Below are 25,642 nucleotides of genomic sequence, written 5' to 3'. Positions count from 1 at the left end.
TTTTTTATTATATAGTTTATAATACTTCGCATGAAAAGTATAGATTTAAACAAGATAAATAGAATAGTATTCAAATTCGGTACTAATGTTTTAAGAAATGATGACGGTTATATATCTTTAGCTAGAATATATTCATTTATAGAAGCCATTGCCAAATTTCATAAAATGGGAAAAGAAGTTTTAATAGTTACTTCAGGAGCTGTGGGATTAGGTGCTAAAAAAATTAATGCTGTAGATTTAGATGAAGTAGCTTTAAAACAGGCTTGTGCCGCTATAGGACAATCGCAGCTTATGTCAATATATGAAGACGGATTTTCAAAATTTGATATAATCACTGCACAAATACTTCTAACTGAAGAAGATTTCTCAAACAGAAGAAGATATTTAAACTTGCATTCTACTTTAAGCATGCTTTTAAAATATAAAGTTATACCTATCATAAATGAAAATGATACAGTATCGAGCGATGAGCTTAAACAATTATATGATGTTACTCAGATAAGTTTTTCTGATAATGATAAACTTTCTGCCCTGGTAGCAAGCGAATTGGATGCGGATTTACTTATAATACTATCAGATATAAATGGACTTTATGATGATAATCCTAAAACCAATCCTAATGCTAAATTCATACATGAAGTATTTGAAGTTACAAAAGAAATAGAAGATTTAGGACTAGATGCTTCAAAAGGCGGAAGAGGCGGAATGAAAACAAAACTTCAGGCTGCTAAAATAGTTACAAGATCCGGATGTGCATTATTCATAGCTAATGGTAAAAAACCTAATGTACTTAATGATATTTTTGAAACAAAAGATAAAACAATATTCTATCCTGTTGAAGAACATGATGAGCTTTCAACAAAAAAGAGATGGATTGCTTATGCCACAACAATAATAGGTAAATTAATGATTAATGCTGGGGCTAAAAAGGCAGTTTTAGAAAAAGAATCAAGCCTTCTTCCTATAGGAATAACAAAAGTAATTAACACTTTCAAAAAAGGCGATATTGTAAGTATAATAGATGAAAACGGAAACGAGTTTGCCAGAGGAATAATTAATTACAATTCTAATGATGTAGAGAAAATAATCGGACATCACTCTGATGATATATTAAAAATACTAGGCTATAAAAATTATGATGCTGTTATTACAAGAGATTATATAGTATTATTATAATATAGTTCTTAATTGATTGGCAGCATCTTCAGGAGTAATAGAATTAATGAACACTCCGCTTCCTAATTCATATCCTGCCAATTTACTCATTTTAGGCATTATATCTAAAAACCAATGGCTTGAATTTTTATATTTATTTTCAAGTGTAGGTAAAAGAGTATGAAGCACATAATTAAAACTAATTTCACCCAAAAGTTTATATAATCTGTCGAATATATCTTTCAATATACTTGCAAAGTCCAAAATATTAGAACTAGAAACATGTATAATGCTGTCTGCATGCTCTTTAGGGATTACATATATCTGATACGGAGATCTTGAAGCAAATGGACATATAGCTATAAAGTTTTCATTTTCGCATATTACCCTTTCATTTAAAGATTTTTCTTCTTTTATTATATCACAGTATACACATCTTTCATTTTCATTATAATATTCTAAAGCACCGCTAATCTCCTCATACATTTGAACCGGTATAAAAGGAGTTGTTATAATCTGAGAATGTGAATGATAAAGACTTGCTCCTGCCTCCGGTCCGAAATTTTTAAAATAAAGACTATACATCATATCTTCATTTTTTCCTAAATCTTTAAGCCTCATCATAACAGCTTTAAAAATATAGAAAAAATCTTCTGTTTGTGCATGATAAAAATTAAAATAATGATTAGGATGTTCTATAATTACATCATGAAACCCCTTAGAACTGCTGGCATAAAAAAGCTTATTTTCTTTAGGCAATTCATTTTCATGAGTTTCAGATATTATAGGATATTTATTAGGTACAATTCTAACCTGCCAAATTTCTTCTTGTTCAGCATAAACAGTATAAACAGGATCCGGAGTTTTCATCTCATGCCCTCTGCAAAAAGGACAACTGAGTTCAGAATTAACTATATGCTTTTTATCTAAATTAACATAATCACTAGGTCTTCCTGTTCTCTCAGATGAAATAATTACGGACTGTTTTGTTACAGGGTCTTTACGAATATGCGGCATAAAAATATCAACCTATTAATCTTTTTATCTTATCTTTAATCTCTGTAAGATTTCCTGATTTTAATATATAGCCGTCAGCATTCCAAACAGAAAACTCATGTCTGTAATTGTTATATGCTGTACATATTATAATAGGTAATTCTCTATGTTTTTCTCTAACCTTAGCCAAAAAATCTAAGCCGTCCATTTTAGGCATTTTTATGTCTAAAGTTATGAGATCAATATGAGGAGTACCTTTATCAAGCATTTCTAAAGCTTCCTCCCCGCTATCTGTGGATACAACATCATATCCTTCATCTTTAAACTCTTCTTCAAAAAGAGTTCTAATGCTTTTTTCATCATCTAAAACTAAAATTGTCTTCTTAGCCATAGTATTCTCCAAGTATCTTATACTCATATTATAATAATTGAGTTAAAAAAGTCAAATAGAATTTTTTAATTTGATTATTACAATTATATTTTTTATCAATAAACGATTATAAAAAAACTGCATTCTATACTACAATTTTTACTTTTTTTCACTTTCTATAGATTTATTATAGCTTGCAATAATACTTTCTATAATACCGCTTCTAAGTCCCTTTTCTTCCAAAACCTCAACTCCCTTTATAGTAAGTCCCCCAGGAGTGCATACACCATCTTTTAATTGAGCAGGGTGCTTTCCTGATTCCAATACCATAGCTCCCGTTCCCTTAAAAACCTGTGCCGCCATTTCTATAGATGTTTTTCTGTCTATTCCCATAACAACTCCTGCATCGCTCATAGCCTCTATTAATATATACATAAAAGCAGGTGAACAGCCAGCCATAGCATTATAAGCATGTATTTCTTCCTCTTTAATGACCTTAACCATTCCTACTTTTTTCATCAATTCTACAACACCATTCTCAACAACCTTATTTTCTGTTTCAACAACAGATGTAAAACCATTACATGTCTTAACAGGTGTATTAGGCATTATCCTCACTATTCTGCTTCCGCTGAAATATCTAGATAAATCCTTTTTAGATACAGAGGCCGCCACACTTATAATGGTAGAACCAACCTTAATAGATGTTGATATCTCAGCAGCAACAGCAGGAATCATATAAGGCTTAACTGCCAAAAATAAAACATCTGCCTCACTAGCTGCTTTTCTATTATCAGTATAAACTTTTATTCCTAGATTCTTTTCGAGATAATCTTTTTTCTCCATAGTTTTTACGCTTGCTACAATATTGGTATACTCTATTCCGGATTTGATAAATCCTTCTATTAAAGCTCCGCCAATAGCTCCGGCACCAATAAATCCTATTATCATATTAACTCCTTTTCATATAAAAATTCAAACTTATATAAAATAATATCAAAATATTCAAAAATGTAAAAATATATTTTATTAAACTTTCATAAATAATTATATAACAATAATAAAAATTAAATATATACTTTTTAGCAATTTTGATATAAAATAAACCGCATTAAAAATAAGAGGATATAAAAATGGAACTTTTAGCACCTGCTGGAAATAAAGAAAAATTAGAAGTAGCATACCATTACGGAGCTGATGCGGCATATATAGGCGGAGCATTATTTAATTTAAGACATCAAAGCAAAAATACAACTATAGATGAACTTGCTGAATGTGCACAGTTAGCTAAAAAATTAAATAAAAAAATGTATTTAACTTTAAATGCTTTTCTGCATGAATATGATAAAAATAATTTAAAAGCATATTTAAAAGAAATACAAAATTTAAATATAGATGCATTTATAGTATCTGATTTAGGAGTATTAGGTATAGTTAAAGAAACAATACCGGAAGCTAATATTCATATAAGCACTCAGGCTTCTGTTACAAATAGTTATTCTTGTAAAATGTATGAAAGTTTAGGAGCAAGCAGAATAATATTAGCTAGAGAACTTTCTTTAGATGAGATAAAAGAGATTAGGGCGAATACTGATTTAGAATTAGAAAGTTTTGTTCATGGAGCTGTATGCATGTCATATTCCGGAAGATGTTTGTTATCAAATTTCTTAAATAATAGAGATGCCAACGGCGGAGAATGCTCTCAGGTTTGCAGATGGAATTTCAAAACATATATAGAAGAAAAAACAAGACCCGGAGAGTTTATGGAAATTGAAGAAGGAGAAAATCATTCTACAATATTAAGCAGCAGAGATTTACAGATGGCTGAATATCTGCATTTACTTCAGAAAGCCGGTATTGATTCTATAAAAATAGAAGGCAGAATGAAAAGCGTATACTATGTAGCTAATACGGTTAGAGTTTATAGAATGTTATTGGATCTGCTTGAAAGAATCGGTTATGATTCATATCCTGAAGCTATAAAAAAAGAACCTATTGCAAGCTATTTGAAAGAGCTTGAAACTATAAGCAGAAGAGAAAGCGACACAGGATTCTATTTCGGCAGGGATAATATAAAACCTACTCTCAAAGGTTATCTCAAAGGAAGAAGACTTATGGGTATGATTTCTGATGACAGTGAGGAATATGCAAAAATTACTGTATATAACACTATAAAGAAAGGAGATGATTTAATATATATAGGCAGAGATTTTATAAAACATAATGATAATAGATTTAAACTATTTATAAAAACAGAAGAAAATGAATTTGCAGAGACAGATAGTATTAGAAATATAGATAATGCCTATATTAAATCAGGAGTACATGATTTCAAAAAATATGACATTATCACTATAGAAGAAGATTAATAATAAGAAAATTAAATTATGATACTAGGTGTTGACTTCGGAAGAAAAAAAACAGGTACTGCTTTTATGGATATGGATATAAAAATTCCTTTTCCATGCAGGCTCATAGAAGAAAGCAATGCTAGAAAAGTAAAACGGGAATTGATGGATATAATAGAAGAAAAAAATATTGATACTGTTGTTTTTGGTCTGCCTTTATCTGATGAAGGAAAAGAAAGTGAATGGTGTTCAGAAATAAGAAGATTTTCTGAGTTTCTTTTAAAAAGTGTAAAAGTTGATATTGTATTTGTTGATGAATACGGTACTTCAAAAGAGGCGGATTTTATATTAAGAGGAAAAAAGAAAAAAGTTAAAGATAAAGCTAATGATTTAATTGCAGCTGCTTTGATATTAGAAAATTATTTGAATGTTCTTAATATGAATAAAAAAAACCAATAATATAACTATTTACTATTTTTATTATTAAATAGTTATATATATTAATAAAAATATAAAAGGTAATAAAAATATGAATAATAATATAACTAAAAAATATATAACATTATCATCTATAATTGCAGTTTTAATAATAATATTAATTGCTGTAACATTCATGAAAAACAGAGGATATTCACTGCCCGAATTAAAAAAAATAAACTCAAATATATCTGAAATAACTATAAAAAGAGGAGCAAATGAAACTATATCTATAAAATACAATGATAATAAATGGACTGTAAATGATAAATATAATGCTGATAATAATTTGATAAATACAATTACAAATGCTTTGAGCAGCATACAGCCTATAGAAATAGTTTCAAGGGGAGATGATAACAGCATTTTAAAATATAAATTAACAGATGAAGAAGCATTAACAGTTTCAGCATTAGACAGTTCATCGAAAGAAGTAAGAAATATAAAATTCGGCATGAAATCCGCTTTCGGAAATAGCGTATATGCCAAAATAAATAATGACAATAATATATATCTTCTTGGAAATACTACTTCAAATCCTAAAGATATATTCGATAAAACAGAAAATGATCTTATAAACAAAACTATATCTCAAGTGAGAAATGATGATATAGAACAGATAACTATAGAATACAATAATAATTCATATACATTGGCAAAAAATACTAATGACACTAATAATACTTGGATAAAAAATTGGAATAATAATACTATAAAAGCAAATGATGCTTATACAAGCATATTTACTTTGGCAAATTTAAATGCTGACGGTTTAATAACTAATGCTAATACAAGTAAAAACGCATCATTATATAAAATCAATATACAGGCTTTGAATGGTAATGTATCTTATGAAGTATTAAATAAACTCGATGACAATAATTATGAAATAGTAAGCCATAATGATAATAACAGATACTATATGACAGAGAATTCATTTAATACATTTATAGAAGCAGTAAATTATATAATTAATTGATTATAATTGAAAATAATAAAAATAATAAAATAGGGGCTTTAATAAGCTCCTTTTTTTATATAGAAAATAAGAATCACATAGTGAAAGATTCGCCCAAATAAACTTTACGGGCTAATGGATTGTTGACTATTTCTTCAGGAGTGCCTTTTACCAATATTTGTCCGTTACCCATTATGTACGCCCTGTCAGTAATTCTTAAAGTTTCTCGTACATTGTGGTCGGTAATCAGTATTCCTAATCCCTTTTCTTTTAAAGAAGCTATGATATTCTGTATATCTATAACGGCAATAGGGTCAACTCCGGCAAAAGGTTCATCTAATAATATGAATTTAGGATTAACAGTCAAAGCTCTTGCTATTTCGCATCTTCTTCTCTCACCGCCGGAAAGAGTATAGCCGTTCTGTTTTCGTACATGCGTAATATTAAACTCTTCCAGAAGCATATCTGTTATATCCATTCTATCCTTAGCAGACAATGCTTTGTTATATTCCAATATGCTAAGCAGATTATCCTCAACAGACATCTTACGAAAAATAGAAGCCTCCTGAGGTAAATATCCTATTCCTAAAGTTGCTCTTTCATGCATGTGAAGTTTTGTAATATCAAGATCATTGAGATATACATTTCCTGCAGTTGCTGTAACGAATCCTACAGTTATATAGAAACTAGTAGTCTTTCCAGCCCCATTGGGTCCTAAAAGCCCTACAACCTCACCCTGCTTCACATTATAGGAAATATCGCCTATTATCTTACGCTTTCCATAATATTTAGTGAGATTAACAGCACGAATCTCATAAGGGTTTGATTTATCATAATTAAAAAAATTCTCAGCAGTTACAGGAGCAGAGGGCATATTATTTGTATTATCCTGTTTTTTGAAAATATTAAGAAATTTACTAAACATATACCCTCACTTTATTATTATTATTAATTATTATTGTACATTTATATCGAGTCCGCCTGAATGCTTTTCAGTATTCAAAGTATTCATAGCCTTATCAAATGTATAAAGGTTTCTGCCTTCTAAATTACCGCCGCCTAGCATTTTAATTTTTTCCATAATATCATTGAATAATTCTTCTTCTTCAAGCTGTTCTTGTATAAACCAATCTAAGAACCTAGATGTAATATAATCTTTATTCTCCATAGCTTTTCCGACTAATTCATTTATGCATGAAGTTATATATTCTTCATGTTTCAATACAGTTTCAAACAAATGCTCTACAGAATTAAATTCGCTTTGAGGAGCATGCATATCGCTAATAACAGCTTGTCCGCCAACTTTATTTATAAAATCTCTAAATTTTTCAAAATGCTCTAATTCTTCTTTATAGTGTCCGTATAGAAAGCTGCTGCATCCTTTCAAACTTTTCTTATCGCACCAACCTGCCATATTAAAATAAAAACTAGCAGAATATAATTCTTTATTTAACTGCACATTTAACAATTTAATAATATCCTCTTTTATTATGGACATAATAAACTCCTTTTTAATATTTTATAACCTTTAAGTATTCTATAATATGTTTTAAAATTATCAAGAAAAAAATATAATATTCTTTATAAATTCATAAGCCTAGGAGCCGTTACCGCACACCAAGCAGCACGGTATCGCCTAACCTTTAAGATAGTACAATGTAAGTGCGGCATCGTACTTTTCATTATACAATTATATTCAAAACTTTAAATCCTCACCTCACCGGTTAGAAGCCTCTGCATAAGCCCTTTCTTCTGCTGTTTGCGAAGCTCCAACTGCTTTTTAAGATCTGCTCAACTCCTGTTTCATCTATAATTATTAGACGATAAGCACTAGGCATTGTATTATTATTATCCCAATATATGCCTGCAAGATAAACTTTTCCATTATATTCATAAGTAACATTTTTTATATATTTAGTTCTAATTTCAGGTTTAGCAGTCTGAAAATCATTTCCTATATCATGATAATTACCTTCAGCGTCAAATTGTCCTGACTTAAATGAATAATTTGAACTGTTATAAACAAATTGATTAGCAACTAATCCTACCCATAATTCTTTTAATTTAGTTTGATCAGAAGTATTCACTTCAATAGATTTGCTTCCATATTGTATGGTGAGAGTCGTTCCGCTTCCTGAAATACCACTATCTGTATTACCATTTTGAGTTGGGTTATTTGGGTTGTTCTTAGCACATGATACTGCCAAGAATAAAGCAATTAGAAGTGTTAATAAAACTTTGATTTGTTTTTGCATAAAATGCTCCTTTATTTAAATTAAAAAATTAAAAGCAATTTAATAAAGGAGTGCAGGATTTTTTAGATAGTGCACTCGACTATTTTAATGGTATCCGACTTCGTTAATTCTTTTAAGAGATTATTAATAGCTCAAATTTAAATAGAATTAAACTTTACGGTTGCGTGCCAGCGAAGGATTCTCACCCTCATTCCCATAATATTAATTTATGTTATATATTAATTATATACAAAAATTTTTCTTATATCAAGTAATTTTGTAAATAAAGCTCAAAAAATAATATTATTTTCAAAAAAATATATTTTTTATATAAATCTCATAAAAATTATATTCTTAATACAAATATTTATATTCTTTTTATTTATGTAAAAAAATATGACTAAAATGTAAAAAAAAAGATTAATAAAAAAGGAACGGCTTTATATAACCGCCCCTTTATATATTTCATAATTTTTAATTAATAATTTTGTAAATATCCGAAAACAAAATCATATTTAACCCATTGAGTATTTTCATCTGGTATAACATTTTCATCGCTTCCGCCGCCGTACCAAGCCTGCTCAGTTCCTGTTTCATCTATAATTATTAGACGATAAGCACTAGGCATTGTATTTTTATTATCCCAATATACAGCTGCAAGATATTTTTTACTATTATATTCACATACTATGCATTCTATAAATTTTGTTCTTATATTTACTGTATCGGTACTGTCATAATAATTGCCTTCAGCATCAAATTTTCCGCTTACAGATGAATAATCAGTTGATTTATAAACAGTTTTTCCAGATACTATAGTAATCCATAAAGTTTTTAACTGAGCTTCATCTGTTGCATCAATTTCAGAAGTTTTACTGCCATATTGTATAGTATGAACTCCAGAAATTACAGCTTTTACAGACGATGAAGTATTTTGATTATTATTGTTATTAGGATTTGTAGAAGGATTGGAACAAGATATAATTAATGTAAATATTATAATTAATAAATATGATTTTTTAATTTTCATAGGAGTCCTCAAAAGTATAATTTATTGTTTTACAGTACAAGCTGAATAGTAACCAAAGTAACCATTAGCTTCAGTAAATTTTGTCTTTGCTTCTTGTAGGGTTTCTGCTGAAGAATCATATGAACCATCTTCCAATTTTTTAGAAGCACCGCAAATAGATATACTTGTATCTGTTAAATTTTTAAAAGAAACAGCATACCATTTTCCAAGATTTTTATTATTATTATTGTTATCTATTGTATATTTGCCGTATATAATTCCAGATGTATTATCAGAATTCCAAGAGATTTCTTCTATAGAAATTTGATAACCAACTGTCTCTGGTGAATTATTGTAAGAACCAGCACTTTCAAGTGAATTTTCTGTAATATTATACAGTTCATATCCTGTTCCATAATCATTAATCCATTTTTGCTGAAGCATTTGTTCTTTAGTTTTTATTGGATTTGTTACATTGTCTTTAGAACAAGATACTGCTAAGAATAAAGCCATTAGAAGTGTTAATAAAACTTTGATTTGTTTTTGCATAAAATGCTCCTTTATTTAAATTAAAAAATTAAAAGCTGTTCAATAAAAGAGTGCAGGATTTTTTAGATAGCACACTCGACTATTTAAATGGTATCCGACTTCGTTAATTCTTTTATATTAAAATTATAAAATTGTTTATAAATAGAATTAAATTTTACGGTTAAGGATTCTCACCCTCATTCCCATAAAATAAAATATATTATATATGCTTTTTTTATTCTATCAAGCTATAATCTTATTTTTTATCAAAATATTATATTTTTTGCTGAGATTATGATATTATAATTTTTGTTTGAAAGTAATTATTAATTGACATTATTATTATATATAGTATAATTACTGTATATAGTTTCTTAGTAATTTTTTATAAAAATAGGAGTCAATCATGAAAAAATATTTATATTCTTTATTTATTATAACATCACTTATATTTATTTCATGTTCTTCTGGTAACTCATCTTCTTCAAACGCATCAGGAGATAAAGTATTTAAAATAGGAATTTTACAGTTAATAGAGCATGATGCTTTAGATGCTTCTTATAGAGGCTTTGTTGATGGGCTTAAAGAAGCAGGATATGAAGACGGAAAAAATATTATTATAGATTATCAAAATGCTCAAGGCGAACAGGCTAACTGTGTTACAATAGGTCAGAAATTTGTTAATGATAAAAGCGATTTAATTTTGGCAATAGCAACACCTGCAGCACAGGCAGTTGCAAATATGACAAAAGATATACCTATATTAGTTACAGCAGTTACAGATCCAGCCGCTGCTAAACTTGTTGCTGATAATAATGCTCCAGGAGGAAATGTTTCAGGTACTTCTGATTTAACTCCTGTAGAAGCTCAAATAGAATTATTAAATGAGATTACTCCGAACTTGAAAACAGTTGGACTTTTATATTGTTCAAGCGAACAGAACTCAGTATTTCAAATGGATATAGCAAAGAAAAAATTAGATTCTATGGGATTAAAATATATAGATGCCACAGTAACATCTGCTAATGAAATACAGCAGGTTGTTCAAAGTTTAGTTGGAAAAGTTGAAGCTATTTATACGCCAACTGATAATATGATTGCAGCTGGTATGGCTACAGTTGCTTTAGTTGCTGAACCTGCTAAACTTCCTGTAGTTTGCGGTGAGGGCGGTATGACTATGCTTGGCGGAACTGCTACTTATGCAATAAGCTATTATGAACTTGGAAAATTGACAGCTGCTCAGGCAGTATCTATATTAAAAGGCGAGAAAAAACCTGCAGATATGCCTATAGAAACTTTAAAAACTTTTGATTTGGTAGTTAATACTAATATGGTTAATAGTATAGGAATAACAATACCTGAGTCATTATATAATAAGTAATAAATTATAAAAATTGGGCTTTTATATTTAAAAATTTTTATACTCAGTTTTTATTAATAAAATAAACTAGAATATGATAAACCGAAATTTATTATATTCTAGTTAATAAATAGCGATATTATAAAGATATATAAACGACAGTTGATATTTATAATAGAATTAAAAAATATTTTGTTAGCAATGATATATAGAAGGACTTTATATGGAAGGGATTTTTTTGGCAATAGAAGGTGCTGCATCTCAGGGTATCATTTGGGGAATAATGACTCTAGGGGTTTATATTACATTTAAAGTTTTGGATTTTCCGGATTTGACTGTTGATGGAAGTTTTGCATTAGGCGGTGCTGTAAGTGCGATACTTATATCTAATGGTATGAATCCTTTTATAACTTTATTTTTTGCTTTTTTGGCAGGTGCTTTGGCAGGATTTGCAACAGGTTTTTTAAATACAAAACTCCAAATACCCGGAATATTAGCAGGAATTCTTACAATGATTGCATTATATTCTATCAATATCAGAGTTATGGGAAACAGACCTAATATACCGCTTTTGGGAATGGATACTTCTTTGACTATAATTCAAAATATGCTCTCACTAAGTAAAGTATTATCCGATTTGCTAGTAGGATTTATCTTTTCTGTAATAATAATCCTTTTAATGTATTGGTTTTTCGGTACGGAGATGGGCTGTGCTATAAGGGCAACAGGCAACAATGAGAGAATGATTAGGGCATTGGGGGTTGATACTAATGTTATGAAAATAATAGGACTTATGCTGTCAAATGCATTGGTTTCTTTATCTGGTGCTTTGGTTACTCAGAGTCAGGGATATGCTGATGTTGGTATGGGAACGGGTACTATAGTTATAGGTCTTGCATCTGTTATAATAGGGGAGGTTGTATTTGGAAACAGATTCTCATTCTGGTATAAACTTGCTTCTGTTGTAATGGGTTCTATAATATACAGAATAATAATTGCTATAGTTCTTCAGCTTGGATTAAAGGCTACAGATTTAAAACTTCTTACTGCTATTATAGTTGCATTTGCTCTTTCAGTGCCTGTACTCAATAGGAAAGTTACAAGAGCAGTAGGCGGAAAAAGAAAATAAATATTTGGGGGAGTTTATGCTAGAATTAAAAGAAGTTTATAAAACATTCAATAGAGGCACCATCACAGAAAAAAAAGCCATTAAAGGAGTTAACCTCAAATTAAATGACGGTGATTTTGTTACTGTTATAGGAGGAAACGGAGCTGGTAAATCTACGCTTCTCAATTTGATTGCAGGTGTTTATGAAGTTGATTATGGTACTATATCAGTTGACGGAGTTGATATTACAGATAAGAAAGAATATGCAAGAGCAGGACTTTTTGGAAGAGTATTTCAAGACCCTATGGTTGGCACTGCTTCAAATATGGGTATAGAAGAAAATTTGGCACTTGCTAAGAGAAAAGGAAAGAGAAGAACTTTAAGATGGGGCATAACTCATGCAGAAAGAGAAGAGTATGTGGAAAAATTAAAAAGACTTGATTTAGGACTTGAAACAAGGCTTCAGTCAAAAGTAGGACTTTTATCAGGCGGTCAAAGACAGGCATTAACACTTCTTATGGCCACTCTTAAAAAACCTAGACTTTTATTATTAGATGAGCATACTGCAGCACTTGACCCAAAAACTGCTAAAAGAGTATTAGAACTTACAGAAGAAATCATTAGAGAAGATAAACTTACAGCTTTTATGGTTACGCATAATATTAAAGATGCCATTCATTACGGCAACAGACTTATAATGATGAATGACGGTAATATTATATATGATGTTTCAGGCGAAGAGAAAAAATCTTTGGAGATATCTGATTTACTCAAGAAATTTGAAACAGCTGAAGGTTCTTTAAGTGATAAACTCTTATTATCTTAATATTACAATAGCAGACTATATTATAATAATATAATCTGCTTATAATTTATTAATTTTGAGTTAATGTTATTTTTGATACATTTTTTTCATTGATTAAAAGTCTTATTATTATAGATATAAATGTTAATATCAAAAATATTATTCCGCATATAGGCAGATTCTTAATTGTTGTATTTGCTATAAATAGTCCTCCTAAAGAAGTTCCTATGGTTATTCCCAGATTTCCAAAAGATATAAAAAGTCCATTTGAAAATTCAGGAGCTTGAGGAAGTGCTGATGTAATCCAATACTGCTGAATGTTATTACCCATTCCATATACTATTCCCCAAATAAATGCCATTACAAACATTAAAGCAAATATACCTCCTAAAAGAAATACTAAAATATATATTAGAATAAATATAAATGGATATGCTGTAACAAATTTTATAGCATTTTTAGATAAAAACTTTCCTGCTAAAAAATTTCCTACTATGCTTGATATACCAAATAGAAAAAGTATAATGCTTGAATATTTTCCATTGATATTTGATACATCTTTTATATATTGAACAAAATAACTGTATACTGATGACATAGAAGCTGCAATCAAAGCAACAGCGGCAAGTGATATCCAAGTTATAGGAAGTTTTAATACTGAAAGCTGAGATCCATAAGAAAGTCTTTTGTTTACAGGCATTGAAGGAACTAAGAATATTATTGCTATAAATGATACTATATTTAAAGCTGCCGCAAACAACATTGATGCTTTATAGGAATAAGTTTCAGCAAAAAAATTTGATGCAGGAGTTCCTATTACTATTCCAGCAGAAACTCCCATCATTATTATAGATACAACTTTAGGAATATCTCTTTCTTCAGCAGTTTCTGAAGCTACAATAAATGACATAGAACAGTATATAGGGTGAAAAATAGCAGGTATTATTCTAAACATTAAAAGAACATTAAAACTATTTGTAAATGCTGATACTATATTGCTTATTATAAATACTCCAATTACTATTAGCATAGATATTTTTTTATTGATACCAGAAAATAATAAAGGCATTATTATACCAGATATGGCTATTGTAAAGGCAAAAGCACTAACTAAAATTCCTGATTTTTCTATAGTTACATTAAAAGTTTCTGCAATGATAGGAAGCACTCCTACTATTCCTATCTCCGTATTTAATATTGCAAATATAGCAAATGCCAATATTAATACTAAAATATTATTTTGTTTTTTCATTATAATAATTCTCCTAATATTATTAATTTTGAGAATTATATCATTGAAGTTAACTCAAGGTGCAATATGTAAATTAGATTTTTTTTGATATTATACTTTTTAGAAAAAACTCGGCAAGATTATATATAAAATTTCAATAATTTATTAACTATTAAAATAATAGATTTGTTTCAAAAGTACTTGACAAACAATTTTATGAGTTTATTATTTTATACCAATACCGAAAGGTACCTAACTCGGTAAAAGAACTGGGGGTTGGCACGAATGTGTGCTTCGCAGCAAAGTCCCAACTATAATTTAAAATATTAAATAAAAATTTATAAATCTAGTTTTGAAACAAGTCTATTATGTTAGTATAAAATTTGAAATTTTATGTTTTTTATATAAACCATCCCCAGATATATACAATCTATATAATAGAAGAATATAATGAAAAATAAATCAAGCTAACATAATATTATAATATGTTAGCTTGATTATGTTAATTTGGTTATTTATATGTTTTATGTACATGACTCACATACTTCTTCAAGTTCAAAATTAGATTTAGGCGTTTTCATATAATAAAGAGTTTTTAAACCTAAATCCATAGCATATTGAATGTCTTCCCAAAGTTCTTTAGCAGATTCTGGTTTTACATAATATAAATTTAATGACTGAGACTGATCTATATATCTCTGCCTTACAGCAGCAAGCTCTATTATAGTTTTTGCAGGAATATTCCAGCATCTCTGATAATATTCTCTATTCTTTTTTATATTAGGTACTAAGCTAGGAAGAGTTTGTATACCTTCTTCTACAAAGAATAAATCTACTATAGGCTCTATACTTTCTGTTGCAGATACGCTCTTTCCTGATGTAGCAGTAGGGGCTATTGCACCATGGAATGAAAATCTTACTCCGTTATTTTTTATGTTTTCTGCAAGTTTATCCCATTTTTCTTTATCTATGCTTACATCAAGATTATTATTTTTATTATTATTTAAAAGTGATATATGAAATGGAGTTAATCCGTCTTTCCATTTAGATTCATTGAAAGTTTTATAAGGTCCTCTTTCTCTTGCCAATATATTAGATGCTTCATATATGTGATAATATAGATCATCAAAAACTTTATTTGTAAATTCCAAAGCCTCTTTATCTGTATATTTTATTTTATTTGAAGCAAGTAAATTAGCATAATTGATAACCCCTATTCCTATAGGTCTATTTTTTTTGTTGGCAATTTCTCCTTCTTTAACAGGATAAAACTGAGTATCTATGATATTATCGCATCCTCTTAAAAGAGTGTAGCAGAATGATTTTTTCTTTTCAGGTGAGAAAGTTACCCAAGACATTAAATTAACAGAAACCAAATTGCATATACCTATCTCACCGCTTTTCTTTCTTTGTACAATTTCATATTCTCCATCTTCATTAATAATATATTTTTCTTTTATGAGTTTAGAAGGGTAGGAAGGTATTACTATTTCCTGACATAGATTGGAAGATCCTACAAATCTATTAACCATATTCTGTTCATTAATATTATCTACAAATGTAAGATATAAGTTTCCTGTTTCCTGTCTCACTTTTAATATTTGAAATAATAAATCTTTGGCTTTTATTCTTTTTTTTCTTATAGATGATTTACTTTCATAATACATATAAGCAACATCAAATTTTTTTCCGTATTCTTCGTTTAAAAGAGGAGTTTCTTTAGGATCAAAAAGCGTTACATATCCGTCTTTATTAACTCTTTCTCTAAATATATTGCTTATTCTGATAGAATAAACTAATTTTCTAGCCCTAGTATCTTCAGTGCCGCCTGCATCTTTAAGCATAATAAGGTCTAATACATCTAAATGCCACCAAGGAAAAGTTACAACACAAGCTCCTTTTCTTACTCCGCCCTGATTAAATGATGATATAGTTTGCTCAACTCTTTTTATGAAAGGTATAGGTCCGTCAGAACGGCCTCTATTAGTTTGTATTGTAGAACCAGATGCCCTTATATATGAAGCATCATAAGCTATCCCGCCTGAAAATTTTGAGTATAATGCCATATTTCCGTCTGTCTGATTCAAGCTCCAAGTATCATCATCAGGGGTATTTAATATGCAGCTTGCTAATTGTGCTTTTATCGTCATACTATTTGCTATCCTAGGAGTTGCAAATGTAATTTCATGTTTAGAAAGCATATCATAGGTTCTTTTTATATATTTAAGTCTTTCAGTTTTACTTATTTCTAATTTATCTTTATTTTCACCTTTATAATAATCATTATAGAAAGAAAACATAGCAGCTACCATATATGTTATTTGAGGAAGCTCTAATTTTTTATTTCCTATATTTTTACAGTATTTTTTATAAAATATGGCTAATCCTTTATATGTAAAAAGTAAATCCCTATTGGGCTCTATCATAGAATTGATTTTATCTAATTCTTTATCTGTAAAAAGTTTTATTATATCCTTATCGTATATTTTATATTTTATACCTTTTTTTAAGAAATTTTTTATATGAGGATATGATCCTATTTTTTTTAGTCCGCATGTTTCTTTATATATTTTCATTAAATAGAGTTTTTCTGCTATTGTATCGTACATAGGATATAACGGACTTATCATATTAACAGCTGTATTTATAAGCTCATCATATAATACTTCTATTTTCATTTTATCATTGATTTTTATATTGAGTCCTTCTAATAGGTTATTAGTGAAAGCCTCTTTACCTTCGGTAGCCCAATCTATAACTTTTCTTAATTTTTCATCGTTAAAAGGTTCTTCTCTGCCGTTCCTTTTAATTATTATATGTTTTTTATCTTTTGTAAGTTCTATCATAATTTTACCCTGATAATTATTTTTTATTTTGTAATTTTTAATTAAGTATAAATTATAAATCGTTTTTTAAGGCACCTTTTTGATAAGAAGTATTAGTTGTTTCCTGTAAAGCTGCATTTTGTTTATTTATATCTCTATAGCTATTAAACCAATCTATAATGTCTGACTTCTTTTCAGATAGATATTCAGTTTCTACTCCTAAATCTTTTAATCTTACGCCAGCCCAATATTTAATAAAATGCTCGCTTATAGATGAGTTAATACCTGATACTTCATGTCCGTCAAAAAGATATTTAGCCCATTTTATTTCTTCATTAACAGTGAATTCTGTCATTGCTTTAGCCGTATCATTAAACCATCCGCTTTTAAACAAATGCGTGAAGCCTTGTTCATTTTCTTTTCTAAGTATATTCATTAAATTTTTACCTGTAGGTACATGAACATTAAGCTCGTCATGTGCTATAAGTTTAATAGTTTTTGTAAATCCTGCTATGGCATTGTCATAACTATTATTTATTGTGAAAGTTACAAGAAAAGAGAATGGGAATTTTATACCTTCAAGTAAATATATTCCTATTAATAGTTTTAATATAGATTGTTTTTTTTCATCTAATGAAGCATTAGAGTTTTCTAAATTACATAATTCATCAACTTTTCCGAATAATTCAACTTCTTTTTCCATTCTGTGCTTTACAAAATCATCATTATATACTAAATCCAATGTTTCGCTTGCCTGATGACCGAATACTTCAGAAAGTCCGTAAGAATAACTTTCAGCATGTATATTTTCTTCTATGGCTATTCTTGCATAAAGTATAGACCATATTGAACTTGTTACTATTCTATTTAATATAGATGAAAATCCTGATGTAACTCCGCTGTCCATTAGAGTTTGATATGCTATATTTAGTTTGAAAGCCCTTTGAGCATCTTCAGGAAGTGAAGAGAATCTAGTTTTATCAGATTTATAATCAACTTCTTTAGAAAACCAAGTATTTCCTTCGCTTGCTTCCTTTAATTTTTTGGCTATTTCATGGCTTACAGAATCTATTCTTATATAATGCCCAAAATCTCCAAAAAATATTTTTTCATTTTCTGGTTTTTTATCTATATCTATTACCTTCATAATTTCCTCTTAACTTTTTAAGCATATTGGAATTTAATTAGTTATTCTAATTTTCTTTTTTATATTTGTCAAGGATATATTTTATTTATTTTTATATATTTATTGTACATATACTACTAATAAAAAATGTTTTATTAATAATAATATATGTTTTATACTATTTATGATATGAAAACATTTTAATCAAATTTTATAGATATTATTTTATTGACTTTTATTGTTTATACTATTATTATATATTATGTTAATTTATATATGATAATAAGGATAAATTATGAAATTTAATAATAAAATTTATTATAAATTTACAATATTAATACTATTTATAATATTATTGTCATGTTCTAATAGTCAGGAAGAAATTGAACAGAAAGAAATAGACAGAGGCGGAGCATTAATAGATAAAATAATATACGAAGTAAGAACAGATATGACAATAGCCATTAAAGATGTAGCGGCCGGAAGAGCAGATTTAATGGCAAGCGGAATAGACGGAAGTACATATTTATCATTAGGTGAAAGTGATTTGGAGAAACTAGATACATATGCAGTTCCTTCAGGCTCTTGGTCTTTGCTTTTTAATCCTGTACCTAATAAAGCCCCGTATACTGTTACTACAAGAGACGGTAAAACTTATTTTAATCCTTTAGCTATAAAAGAAGTAAGATTTGCTATGAATTTTTTGATTGACAGAAAAAAGCTGGTTGATGAAATATTAAGAGGAGCTGGGGAGCCTTCATTTACTCAGGCTACACCGGGACAGCCGGGTACTTACAGATATAATCTTATACCTTCAAAAATGGGTATGACAGCAAATGGTAATGAAGAGAAAGCAATTAATGATATAAATAAAGCTATGGAAAAAGCTGCCAATTTGCCTGAGAATAGAGGAAAGTTAAAAAAAGAAAATGGCTGGTGGAAATATAATGGTGAAACAGTAACTATTAAATTTGTTATAAGAGTTGATGATCCTACAGGAAGACTTCCAGCAGGTAATGCAATATCCGATTTGATAGAAAAAACAGGTATAAAAGTAGAAAAGTTACTGTATGATAGAAATAAATCTACACAGGTAGTATACGGTTCAGACCCAAAAGATTATGAATGGAATATTATAACAGAGGCTTGGGGAGCAGGTGCAACAAGAGCTTGGTGGGATGTTACATTAAGACAGATGTATGTAAGAGAAGGCAACTATATGCCGGGCGGAAATATTTCTGAGTTTTGGAATTATGATAATAAAGAGGCTTCAAGGATAAGCGATAAAAATTCAAACGGATGGTTTTTGACTGCCGATGAATATTGGAATGGTAATATGCGTTTGCAGGAAATAGGGCTTGAAGACGCTGTAAGAATATATTTAAACTCACAGACTCAGTTTTTTGTAGCGAATAAAGAAAGATTCAATAGAAGAATGCTTTATGGAGTAGGAGACGGTGTTAATGATTGGTCTATAAGAAGTGCAGATATAAAACCAAATCGTAATGGCGAAAAAGTATTAAGAGTTCTTCAGCATTCAGCACAAGGTTCATTATTTATAAGTCCTTGGGATCCTGTGGGTGTCGGCGGATTTTCTGATGCTTATTCTGCTATAATGATAGGTCCTTGTTCAGATGCAGGTGCTACTTTTGAATCGCCATCTACTGCTAAAACAGAGTTTATACTTGGAGAGGCTGACACTAATAGTTTAGAGATAGGAGTGAGAGCTGGAAATAATGGAATACCTGTTGGTACTATAAAGGTGCCTCAAAATGCCAAGATGTATAACCCTTATACTCAGAAATGGGAAGAGGGACTTACTGTAAAAGTTAATGAAAATGGTGAATTAGTTTATCAAAAATCTGATAATCTTACTGCTTATGTGAAATGCGATTTTAAACCTAGAAGTTTTAAATGGCATCATGGCATAGAATCTTCTTTAGTTGATTTGATGTACGGAAGTGTATTTATAGCTAATGTTATAACAAAAACTAATGAAAACGATAAATATTATGATTCTGCCATGGCTGGAAGATATCTTTCTGCTATGGACGGAGCTGTTGGAAGTATTATAAATGAAGACGGAAGTTTTACTCTTTATGGAAATTATTATTGGCCTATGGATATGGACAGACAAATTGCTGTTGCAGCAGTTAGTCCTAAAATAGGAAACCCTAATAGAAATACTGTTATTCCTTTTGAGATAAATGAAGCTATAATGAAAATTGTACTTGAAGGATCTAAATCTGGAAATGTTTATACCATATCGCAGGATCAGTCTTTAACTTCTATAGATGTAAAAAATCCTACATGTGTATCGGATATAAAAGAAAAATTAATTGAGATGAGAGACAGTGAATACATACCTGCCGGCATAGAAGATTTTATAACAAAAGAAGAAGCTGTTAAAAGATATCAGGCTGCTATTGACTTTATAGATAAATACGGACATGCATATATATCAAACGGACCTTTCTTTATATCAAGAATAGATTCAAAGGCTAATTATATAGAATTAACTGCTTTTAAAGATTATAGTTATACTGCTGAATATTGGATTGAAAGACTGTCTACTAAAATGAGCAGGATAGAAGATATTGAAATGCCTGCTATAGCAAATAGAAACAATGATATGAATATAGATATTTATGTTTCTTCATACAACTATCCAGATAATGCTTTGGAGCTTCCAGACCCTAATACTACTGTAAAAGTTCTTCTTCAATTGCAAAATGGAAATGAAAGAGAGTATAAGGCTGTTTTGGAAAATGATGTATTTAAATTAACTATAGCTAAAGAAGAATTAGCATCTTTGCCTAGAGGAAATTATATTATTGTAGTAGAGTCCTATATAGCAGACGAAACTCCATATATAGAAACTAGAAGTTTTGCATTACAATAGGACAGTATATAAATTTTTAATTACGGTATTTAAAATTTATTTAAAATATGTTATTATATCTTTCAAATTAATATATGGGGATAGTTTGTTTATGGAAAATTTAGAAAATAATAACAGTGAAAATAATAATTTAATCAATAATAATCAAAACAATTCAATTAATAATGTAAATTCTAATATTCAAAGAATAGATAAAGCTAAAGAAGCAGAAGAAAATAAAAAATATATATTTAAAGTAGCTGTAGTAGCTTGTGCTATTGTCTTTGTGCTTCTTATTGGTGCCGGTATACTTGTAGGTTTGTTCTTATTTATAAAGGGCAAATCTGATATGGAGAAAATGGTTAGAAACTATGAAATATACAGCGAAGAGATATATAATAAAAAATACGGAGATAGTATCGTAAAAGAAATGGTTAATAATTATGGAGCTGATGTTAATGAAACAGACAATAATAATCAAACACCGTTATTTTATGCCGTGCAGAATAATAATCTTAAAGCTGTTAAATTTTTGATAGAAAATAAGGCTGATACAGAAATAGGCAATGATTCAGGAATTAGTCCTCTTGTACTTGCTGTAAGCAATAATAATACAAAAATAGCTGAACTTCTTATAAAAGAAGGAAAAGCTAATGTATATGGTTCTTATGCGGGCAAGTATTTAGATCATTATCCTATGTATTATGCTGTTTCTCAAACTAATAAAACTATGATAAAACTTCTTTTAGATAATTCATTTGATTTAAAAAGAGAGCCTTCTCTTTTAGGTTATGCCATCGCCAATAGTGATGAAAGTATAGTTCGTTATTTAATAGATAATGGTGCGGATATTAATTATAAAAATGCTGACGGAACTACTGTACTTTATAATGCTGTTTTATCTCTTAATCCTGCTTTAGTTGATTACTTTTTATCAAAAGGGGCTAAAGTAGAAGATGCAGGTGAAAGTGATGTATATGGAAATATAATAATGGCGGCTGCTGGTTCTAAATTTAATAATACTAGTTCATCTCCTGTAGATTTAGTATTGGTTCAGCAGAAATCAGCAGACAGTGCTAGAGTAATGGAGAAAATAATTACAAGCATAGATAAAAATATACTTAATAGGCTTGTTAATGGAAAAAATGCATTGATAATAGCGAGCGGTAATTCATATATAGATACAGTTAAAGTGCTTCTTACAAACGGTGCGGATATAAACTCTTCAGATAATGACGGCTGGACTTCTCTAATGTATGCGGCAAATAACGGAGATATTGAACTTGCAAAAATTTTAATAGAAAATAAAGCTAATGTTAATGCTAAAAGCTATGAAGAGAAAACCCCTCTTTTATATGCTATGAATAGTCCTATAGAATCAAGCAGAAATGATATGATAAAACTTTTAATAGAAAATAAAGCAAATATCAATGTAGAAGATAGTAATGGTCTTAGTCCTTTAACTATTGCTGTTATGAATAATGATATTGAACTTACAAAATTATTAATAGCTAATAAAGCTAATCTTTCAGTTGTAACTAAAGACGGAGAGAGTTTAATTGAATATGCCATTAACAATGATAATGTTGATTTATTACAAATATTAGTTGAAAATGGTGCTGATATAAACTATGCTGGAATATCAAGCTATACGCCTTTGATGATAGCGGCTAAAAGCGGAGCAGAAAACATTACTAGAATATTATTAACTCAGAAGGTGGATTTAAATGCCGTTGATAAATACGGAGATACTGCTTTGCATATAGCTTCAGGATATTCAAAACTTCCTATTGTTAGAATGTTATTAGAAAAAAAGCCCAATCTTAATATACAAGATCAGGATGGGGATACTCCATTGCATAAAGCGGTTAATTCAGGAAATGTTGATATAGTAAGCGAATTAGTACTATCAGGGGCTGATGTTCTTGTTAGAAATAACAGAGGAAAGTATCCTATTGATATAGCAAGGGATAATAATAACAGTGCTATATTTGAGATTTTAAAAGAGGCTGAAGAAAAGCAGAATAATAATTTATAAAGAATTATATTATTTATACCGTTAATAAAAACAGTGATATTTAAATTATAAGCTGTGAATCATGAAAAAAATAATATTATTATTTGTTTTTATATTTAGTATAAGCCTATACCCTAAAATAGGTATGAAAGAATCAACTATAGTAGAGAAAAAAGACTATGGTTATATAGTTTATGCAGAAGATTATTATAGACTTTATGCCTTGCCTTCCTACTATGGAGAATATGATTTGCTTAGAAATGTTGATTATCTTGAAAGAGCGTTAGATGCACCTTTTGATTTTGTTAATAGGGCTTTAACTATCATAGAAACAGAAGAGGCATACACTAGATATAAAGATCTTATGCATATGCAGTTTAACTATCTGATAACTCAGAATTATATTTATCTTGCCGGTCTTTATGATAAAGAAAATTATTATTTTTATAATTCTCAGTTTGATGAGGATATAAAGAAAAGTTTTGAATATGCAGTATTTTTCTATAATCTAGCCAAAGAGAGATGGGCTTTAACTAAAGAATTAGCAGAGAAAGTTATGAAAAATAAAGCTAAACTTGAAATGGATAATTTGATTGATAAAGCATACAAAATAGCACTTGGTGAGATAGATTATAATAAAACAGCAGACAGACAGCTTAAACATATAGATGAAATTTTACAAGAAATGGAAAATTAATAGTTCAATTATAAAAAATAAATATGGGAAGTAAATTATGTTTAAGGCGATGAATAAATACTATGAGATTAACTTTGATAAGATCATAGAAATGAAAGAAATGATAATTAAAGAAAATATAGAGCTTACTTGTATTAACTCTAATGGTATAAGCATCATTATACCGGGGACGGCAGTTAATATCCTGCTAGAGCAAAAAGAGAATGCTTTAATTAAAGGTGCTAAGTTTTATATATCATCATTTTCTACAAAGTTTTTTAACTTAAATAATCCTCAAACCAATAAAAGCAGTGTAATAGATGGCACAGATGAAAATAAATATGGAGAATTTGAATATTTTTATCATATTTATAAAAACTGCATATCTAATAATAATGAAAAATTAAAGACTGCAAATAATGATCTCTTATCCAAAATAGTAAAAGAGAGAGTTAATAACAGACTTTATTTATTAAAACCTAATCTGGATCAATTAAAATTAGAATCTAAAGCTCCAAAAGTTACATCAGAGATTGCAGTTACTATAGAGCGTTTATTAACAGGAATGGGAATTATAGGAAGATTAGACTTTATCAGGCATTTAAAATATATAAAGAGTTCTAGTATAAAAAGAAATGATATTATTAATACAGAAACTGAAATTATGATATCAAGTATAATGAATGCTGTAGTAACATATTTAGAAAAAGAATATTTTTATAGAGATATATTCGATAATTTAGATATGCTTAATGATTCAAATATATTAAGTCATAGTAATAGAGTATGTATACTTATGATAGAATTTTTATACTATTATAATAATATATTCAATAAAGGCTTGAGCAGTAAATTAAGACAAGATTATAAAAGCATATATCTCGAAAAATACAGAACAGTTTTGGGCAGATTTAATATTTCTAAAAGTATAGAAAAATTGGAAAATGTATTTAGACTTGGAATAAGGAAGTTCACAGGCTCTGAAATAGTAAGTTATGCTACAGGTGCTTTTTATCATGATGTTGCTATGCTTAATATGACGGATTTTGTTCCTACAGATGATTTTATTAAAGACGGAGATTTCAAAGATTTTCATACGGCTAAGGCATATTATTTTCTAAAATATGTATTGAATCAGAAAGATGAGGCTTCTTTAATTGTAGGGCTTCATCATGAATGCTATGGTTACGGCAGCGGAATATTAAAGAACTTTATGGATAAAAAAGTAAATGATCCTAAACATAAAATTGATTTTCTAATGAGTTTTGAAACAGAAGATATTATAAATGCAGATGTTCTTGCATATTTTCCTGCTAAAATGTTTGAGATAGTTGATATATATGATACATTAAGTTTTATGGAAGGTCGTAGAAATAAAAATCCTCAGGAAGTTGCATTATTTATGAAGAAGATGTTTACAGAAAATAAAATAGCAGTAGACCCTATAATATTGGATTTATTTATTCAATTTTTATCTGATGTAAAAGGCATAGAAGTTATAGAAGAATAGCATTATTAATTTATTTGATAATTTATAT

22 protein-coding genes are annotated in these 25,642 nt (G+C 28.9%); 11 read left to right on the top strand and 11 right to left on the bottom strand.

Annotated features, from left to right (window positions below):
- Window positions 1-30: 30 nt before the first annotated feature.
- Window positions 31-1,176, top strand: a complete 1,146-nt coding sequence (proB, locus tag BFL38_RS02125; protein WP_069725511.1) for a glutamate 5-kinase — start codon at window positions 31-33, stop codon at window positions 1,174-1,176.
- On the opposite strand, the gene galT is transcribed toward proB, so the two are convergent.
- The 3 genes from galT to proC all read right to left on the bottom strand — a co-directional run bounded on the left by galT (window position 1,171) and on the right by proC (window position 3,472).
- A complete protein-coding gene (gene galT, locus BFL38_RS02120; RefSeq protein WP_069725510.1) occupies window positions 1,171-2,172 on the bottom strand; it encodes a galactose-1-phosphate uridylyltransferase in 1,002 nt (333 codons plus the stop codon). The two genes, proB and galT, sit on opposite strands and share 6 nt — an antisense overlap.
- A gap of 7 nt (window positions 2,173-2,179) precedes the next feature.
- Window positions 2,180-2,542 (bottom strand): response regulator, encoded by a 363-nt coding sequence (locus BFL38_RS02115; protein ID WP_008724512.1) that lies wholly within the window; start codon window positions 2,540-2,542, stop codon window positions 2,180-2,182.
- Between the two features lie 138 nt (window positions 2,543-2,680).
- A complete protein-coding gene (gene proC, locus BFL38_RS02110; protein ID WP_069725509.1) occupies window positions 2,681-3,472 on the bottom strand; it encodes a pyrroline-5-carboxylate reductase in 792 nt (263 codons plus the stop codon).
- A 182-nt stretch (window positions 3,473-3,654) separates the two neighbouring features.
- Here proC and BFL38_RS02105 point away from each other — a divergent pair, with 182 nt between their 5' ends.
- The 3 genes from BFL38_RS02105 (at window position 3,655) to BFL38_RS02095 (ending at window position 6,325) form a co-directional block, all read left to right on the top strand.
- Complete coding sequence (locus BFL38_RS02105; protein ID WP_069725508.1) at window positions 3,655-4,890, top strand: peptidase U32 family protein; 1,236 nt, start codon at window positions 3,655-3,657, stop codon at window positions 4,888-4,890.
- A gap of 18 nt (window positions 4,891-4,908) precedes the next feature.
- On the top strand, window positions 4,909-5,328 hold the full coding sequence (ruvX, locus tag BFL38_RS02100) for a Holliday junction resolvase RuvX (protein ID WP_069725507.1): 420 nt from the start codon (window positions 4,909-4,911) through the stop codon (window positions 5,326-5,328).
- A 70-nt stretch (window positions 5,329-5,398) separates the two neighbouring features.
- A complete protein-coding gene (locus BFL38_RS02095) occupies window positions 5,399-6,325 on the top strand; it encodes a DUF4340 domain-containing protein (RefSeq protein ID WP_069725506.1) in 927 nt (308 codons plus the stop codon).
- Between the two features lie 73 nt (window positions 6,326-6,398).
- On the opposite strand, the gene lptB is transcribed toward BFL38_RS02095, so the two are convergent.
- The 5 genes from lptB to BFL38_RS02070 all read right to left on the bottom strand — a co-directional run bounded on the left by lptB (window position 6,399) and on the right by BFL38_RS02070 (window position 10,096).
- Window positions 6,399-7,229, bottom strand: a complete 831-nt coding sequence (gene lptB, locus BFL38_RS02090) for an LPS export ABC transporter ATP-binding protein (RefSeq protein ID WP_069725505.1) — start codon at window positions 7,227-7,229, stop codon at window positions 6,399-6,401.
- Window positions 7,230-7,259: 30 nt separating this feature from the next.
- Window positions 7,260-7,802, bottom strand: coding sequence for a ferritin (locus BFL38_RS02085; protein ID WP_069725504.1), 543 nt, complete (start codon window positions 7,800-7,802; stop codon window positions 7,260-7,262).
- 226 nt (window positions 7,803-8,028) lie between these two features.
- Window positions 8,029-8,559, bottom strand: a complete 531-nt coding sequence (locus BFL38_RS14870; RefSeq protein ID WP_069725503.1) for a hypothetical protein — start codon at window positions 8,557-8,559, stop codon at window positions 8,029-8,031.
- Between the two features lie 457 nt (window positions 8,560-9,016).
- Window positions 9,017-9,568 carry a hypothetical protein gene (locus BFL38_RS02075; protein WP_069725502.1) on the bottom strand — a complete coding sequence of 184 codons (552 nt, stop codon included), beginning with the start codon at window positions 9,566-9,568 and terminating at the stop codon, window positions 9,017-9,019.
- A gap of 21 nt (window positions 9,569-9,589) precedes the next feature.
- Window positions 9,590-10,096 carry a hypothetical protein gene (locus tag BFL38_RS02070; protein WP_069725501.1) on the bottom strand — a complete coding sequence of 169 codons (507 nt, stop codon included), beginning with the start codon at window positions 10,094-10,096 and terminating at the stop codon, window positions 9,590-9,592.
- 385 nt (window positions 10,097-10,481) lie between these two features.
- On the opposite strand from BFL38_RS02070, the gene BFL38_RS02065 reads away from it, so the two are divergent.
- The 3 genes from BFL38_RS02065 to BFL38_RS02055 all read left to right on the top strand — a co-directional run bounded on the left by BFL38_RS02065 (window position 10,482) and on the right by BFL38_RS02055 (window position 13,369).
- Window positions 10,482-11,456, top strand: coding sequence for an ABC transporter substrate-binding protein (locus tag BFL38_RS02065; RefSeq protein WP_069725500.1), 975 nt, complete (start codon window positions 10,482-10,484; stop codon window positions 11,454-11,456).
- A 202-nt stretch (window positions 11,457-11,658) separates the two neighbouring features.
- Complete coding sequence (locus BFL38_RS02060; RefSeq protein ID WP_069725499.1) at window positions 11,659-12,564, top strand: ABC transporter permease; 906 nt, start codon at window positions 11,659-11,661, stop codon at window positions 12,562-12,564.
- A gap of 16 nt (window positions 12,565-12,580) precedes the next feature.
- The gene (locus BFL38_RS02055) at window positions 12,581-13,369 is read left to right on the top strand and encodes an ABC transporter ATP-binding protein (RefSeq protein ID WP_069725498.1); all 789 of its coding nucleotides are present in this window, start codon (window positions 12,581-12,583) and stop codon (window positions 13,367-13,369) included.
- Between the two features lie 49 nt (window positions 13,370-13,418).
- Here the strand turns inward: BFL38_RS02055 and BFL38_RS02050 are convergent, their stop codons facing one another.
- From BFL38_RS02050 to BFL38_RS02040, 3 genes are all read right to left on the bottom strand, one after another.
- A complete protein-coding gene (locus BFL38_RS02050; RefSeq protein WP_069725497.1) occupies window positions 13,419-14,600 on the bottom strand; it encodes an MFS transporter in 1,182 nt (393 codons plus the stop codon).
- A gap of 503 nt (window positions 14,601-15,103) precedes the next feature.
- Window positions 15,104-17,425, bottom strand: coding sequence for a ribonucleoside-diphosphate reductase subunit alpha (locus tag BFL38_RS02045; protein WP_069725496.1), 2,322 nt, complete (start codon window positions 17,423-17,425; stop codon window positions 15,104-15,106).
- A gap of 52 nt (window positions 17,426-17,477) precedes the next feature.
- Window positions 17,478-18,551 carry a ribonucleotide-diphosphate reductase subunit beta gene (locus BFL38_RS02040; RefSeq protein ID WP_069725495.1) on the bottom strand — a complete coding sequence of 358 codons (1,074 nt, stop codon included), beginning with the start codon at window positions 18,549-18,551 and terminating at the stop codon, window positions 17,478-17,480.
- Window positions 18,552-18,825: 274 nt separating this feature from the next.
- Between BFL38_RS02040 and BFL38_RS02035 the strand changes: the two genes are divergently transcribed.
- The 4 genes from BFL38_RS02035 to BFL38_RS02020 all read left to right on the top strand — a co-directional run bounded on the left by BFL38_RS02035 (window position 18,826) and on the right by BFL38_RS02020 (window position 25,614).
- The gene (locus BFL38_RS02035; RefSeq protein WP_069725494.1) at window positions 18,826-21,432 is read left to right on the top strand and encodes an ABC transporter substrate-binding protein; all 2,607 of its coding nucleotides are present in this window, start codon (window positions 18,826-18,828) and stop codon (window positions 21,430-21,432) included.
- Window positions 21,433-21,523: 91 nt separating this feature from the next.
- Complete coding sequence (locus tag BFL38_RS02030; RefSeq protein ID WP_069725493.1) at window positions 21,524-23,449, top strand: ankyrin repeat domain-containing protein; 1,926 nt, start codon at window positions 21,524-21,526, stop codon at window positions 23,447-23,449.
- Between the two features lie 61 nt (window positions 23,450-23,510).
- Window positions 23,511-24,125: a DUF8513 domain-containing protein gene (locus tag BFL38_RS02025; RefSeq protein ID WP_069725492.1), complete on the top strand. Its 615-nt coding sequence runs from the start codon at window positions 23,511-23,513 to the stop codon at window positions 24,123-24,125.
- A 37-nt stretch (window positions 24,126-24,162) separates the two neighbouring features.
- Entirely contained in the window at window positions 24,163-25,614 is a 1,452-nt protein-coding gene (locus tag BFL38_RS02020) for a hypothetical protein (RefSeq protein ID WP_083249359.1), read from the top strand.
- Window positions 25,615-25,642: the final 28 nt, after the last annotated feature.

Origin of the sequence: Brachyspira hampsonii, assembly GCF_001746205.1 — a bacterium.
GTDB classification, from domain to species: domain Bacteria; phylum Spirochaetota; class Brachyspiria; order Brachyspirales; family Brachyspiraceae; genus Brachyspira; species Brachyspira hampsonii_B.
This window is presented reverse-complemented; position numbering and strand designations above follow the sequence as displayed.

Bases quoted from the DNA above. Each gene is read 5' to 3' on its own strand.
- lptB (WP_069725505.1), bottom strand. From the start codon at position 7,229: ATGTTTAGTAAATTTCTTAATATTTTCAAAAAACAGGATAATACAAAT.
- ruvX (WP_069725507.1), top strand. From the start codon at position 4,909: ATGATACTAGGTGTTGACTTCGGAAGAAAAAAAACAGGTACTGCTTTT.
- BFL38_RS02075 (WP_069725502.1), bottom strand. From the start codon at position 9,568: ATGAAAATTAAAAAATCATATTTATTAATTATAATATTTACATTAATT.
- BFL38_RS02050 (WP_069725497.1), bottom strand. From the start codon at position 14,600: ATGAAAAAACAAAATAATATTTTAGTATTAATATTGGCATTTGCTATA.
- BFL38_RS02025 (WP_069725492.1), top strand. From the start codon at position 23,511: ATGAAAAAAATAATATTATTATTTGTTTTTATATTTAGTATAAGCCTA.
- BFL38_RS02055 (WP_069725498.1), top strand. From the start codon at position 12,581: ATGCTAGAATTAAAAGAAGTTTATAAAACATTCAATAGAGGCACCATC.
- BFL38_RS02105 (WP_069725508.1), top strand. From the start codon at position 3,655: ATGGAACTTTTAGCACCTGCTGGAAATAAAGAAAAATTAGAAGTAGCA.
- BFL38_RS02040 (WP_069725495.1), bottom strand. From the start codon at position 18,551: ATGAAGGTAATAGATATAGATAAAAAACCAGAAAATGAAAAAATATTT.
- BFL38_RS02035 (WP_069725494.1), top strand. From the start codon at position 18,826: ATGAAATTTAATAATAAAATTTATTATAAATTTACAATATTAATACTA.
- BFL38_RS02065 (WP_069725500.1), top strand. From the start codon at position 10,482: ATGAAAAAATATTTATATTCTTTATTTATTATAACATCACTTATATTT.
- BFL38_RS02060 (WP_069725499.1), top strand. From the start codon at position 11,659: ATGGAAGGGATTTTTTTGGCAATAGAAGGTGCTGCATCTCAGGGTATC.
- BFL38_RS02020 (WP_083249359.1), top strand. From the start codon at position 24,163: ATGTTTAAGGCGATGAATAAATACTATGAGATTAACTTTGATAAGATC.
- BFL38_RS02045 (WP_069725496.1), bottom strand. From the start codon at position 17,425: ATGATAGAACTTACAAAAGATAAAAAACATATAATAATTAAAAGGAAC.
- BFL38_RS02095 (WP_069725506.1), top strand. From the start codon at position 5,399: ATGAATAATAATATAACTAAAAAATATATAACATTATCATCTATAATT.
- BFL38_RS02085 (WP_069725504.1), bottom strand. From the start codon at position 7,802: ATGTCCATAATAAAAGAGGATATTATTAAATTGTTAAATGTGCAGTTA.
- BFL38_RS14870 (WP_069725503.1), bottom strand. From the start codon at position 8,559: ATGCAAAAACAAATCAAAGTTTTATTAACACTTCTAATTGCTTTATTC.
- proB (WP_069725511.1), top strand. From the start codon at position 31: ATGAAAAGTATAGATTTAAACAAGATAAATAGAATAGTATTCAAATTC.
- BFL38_RS02115 (WP_008724512.1), bottom strand. From the start codon at position 2,542: ATGGCTAAGAAGACAATTTTAGTTTTAGATGATGAAAAAAGCATTAGA.
- BFL38_RS02070 (WP_069725501.1), bottom strand. From the start codon at position 10,096: ATGCAAAAACAAATCAAAGTTTTATTAACACTTCTAATGGCTTTATTC.
- galT (WP_069725510.1), bottom strand. From the start codon at position 2,172: ATGCCGCATATTCGTAAAGACCCTGTAACAAAACAGTCCGTAATTATT.
- BFL38_RS02030 (WP_069725493.1), top strand. From the start codon at position 21,524: ATGGAAAATTTAGAAAATAATAACAGTGAAAATAATAATTTAATCAAT.
- proC (WP_069725509.1), bottom strand. From the start codon at position 3,472: ATGATAATAGGATTTATTGGTGCCGGAGCTATTGGCGGAGCTTTAATA.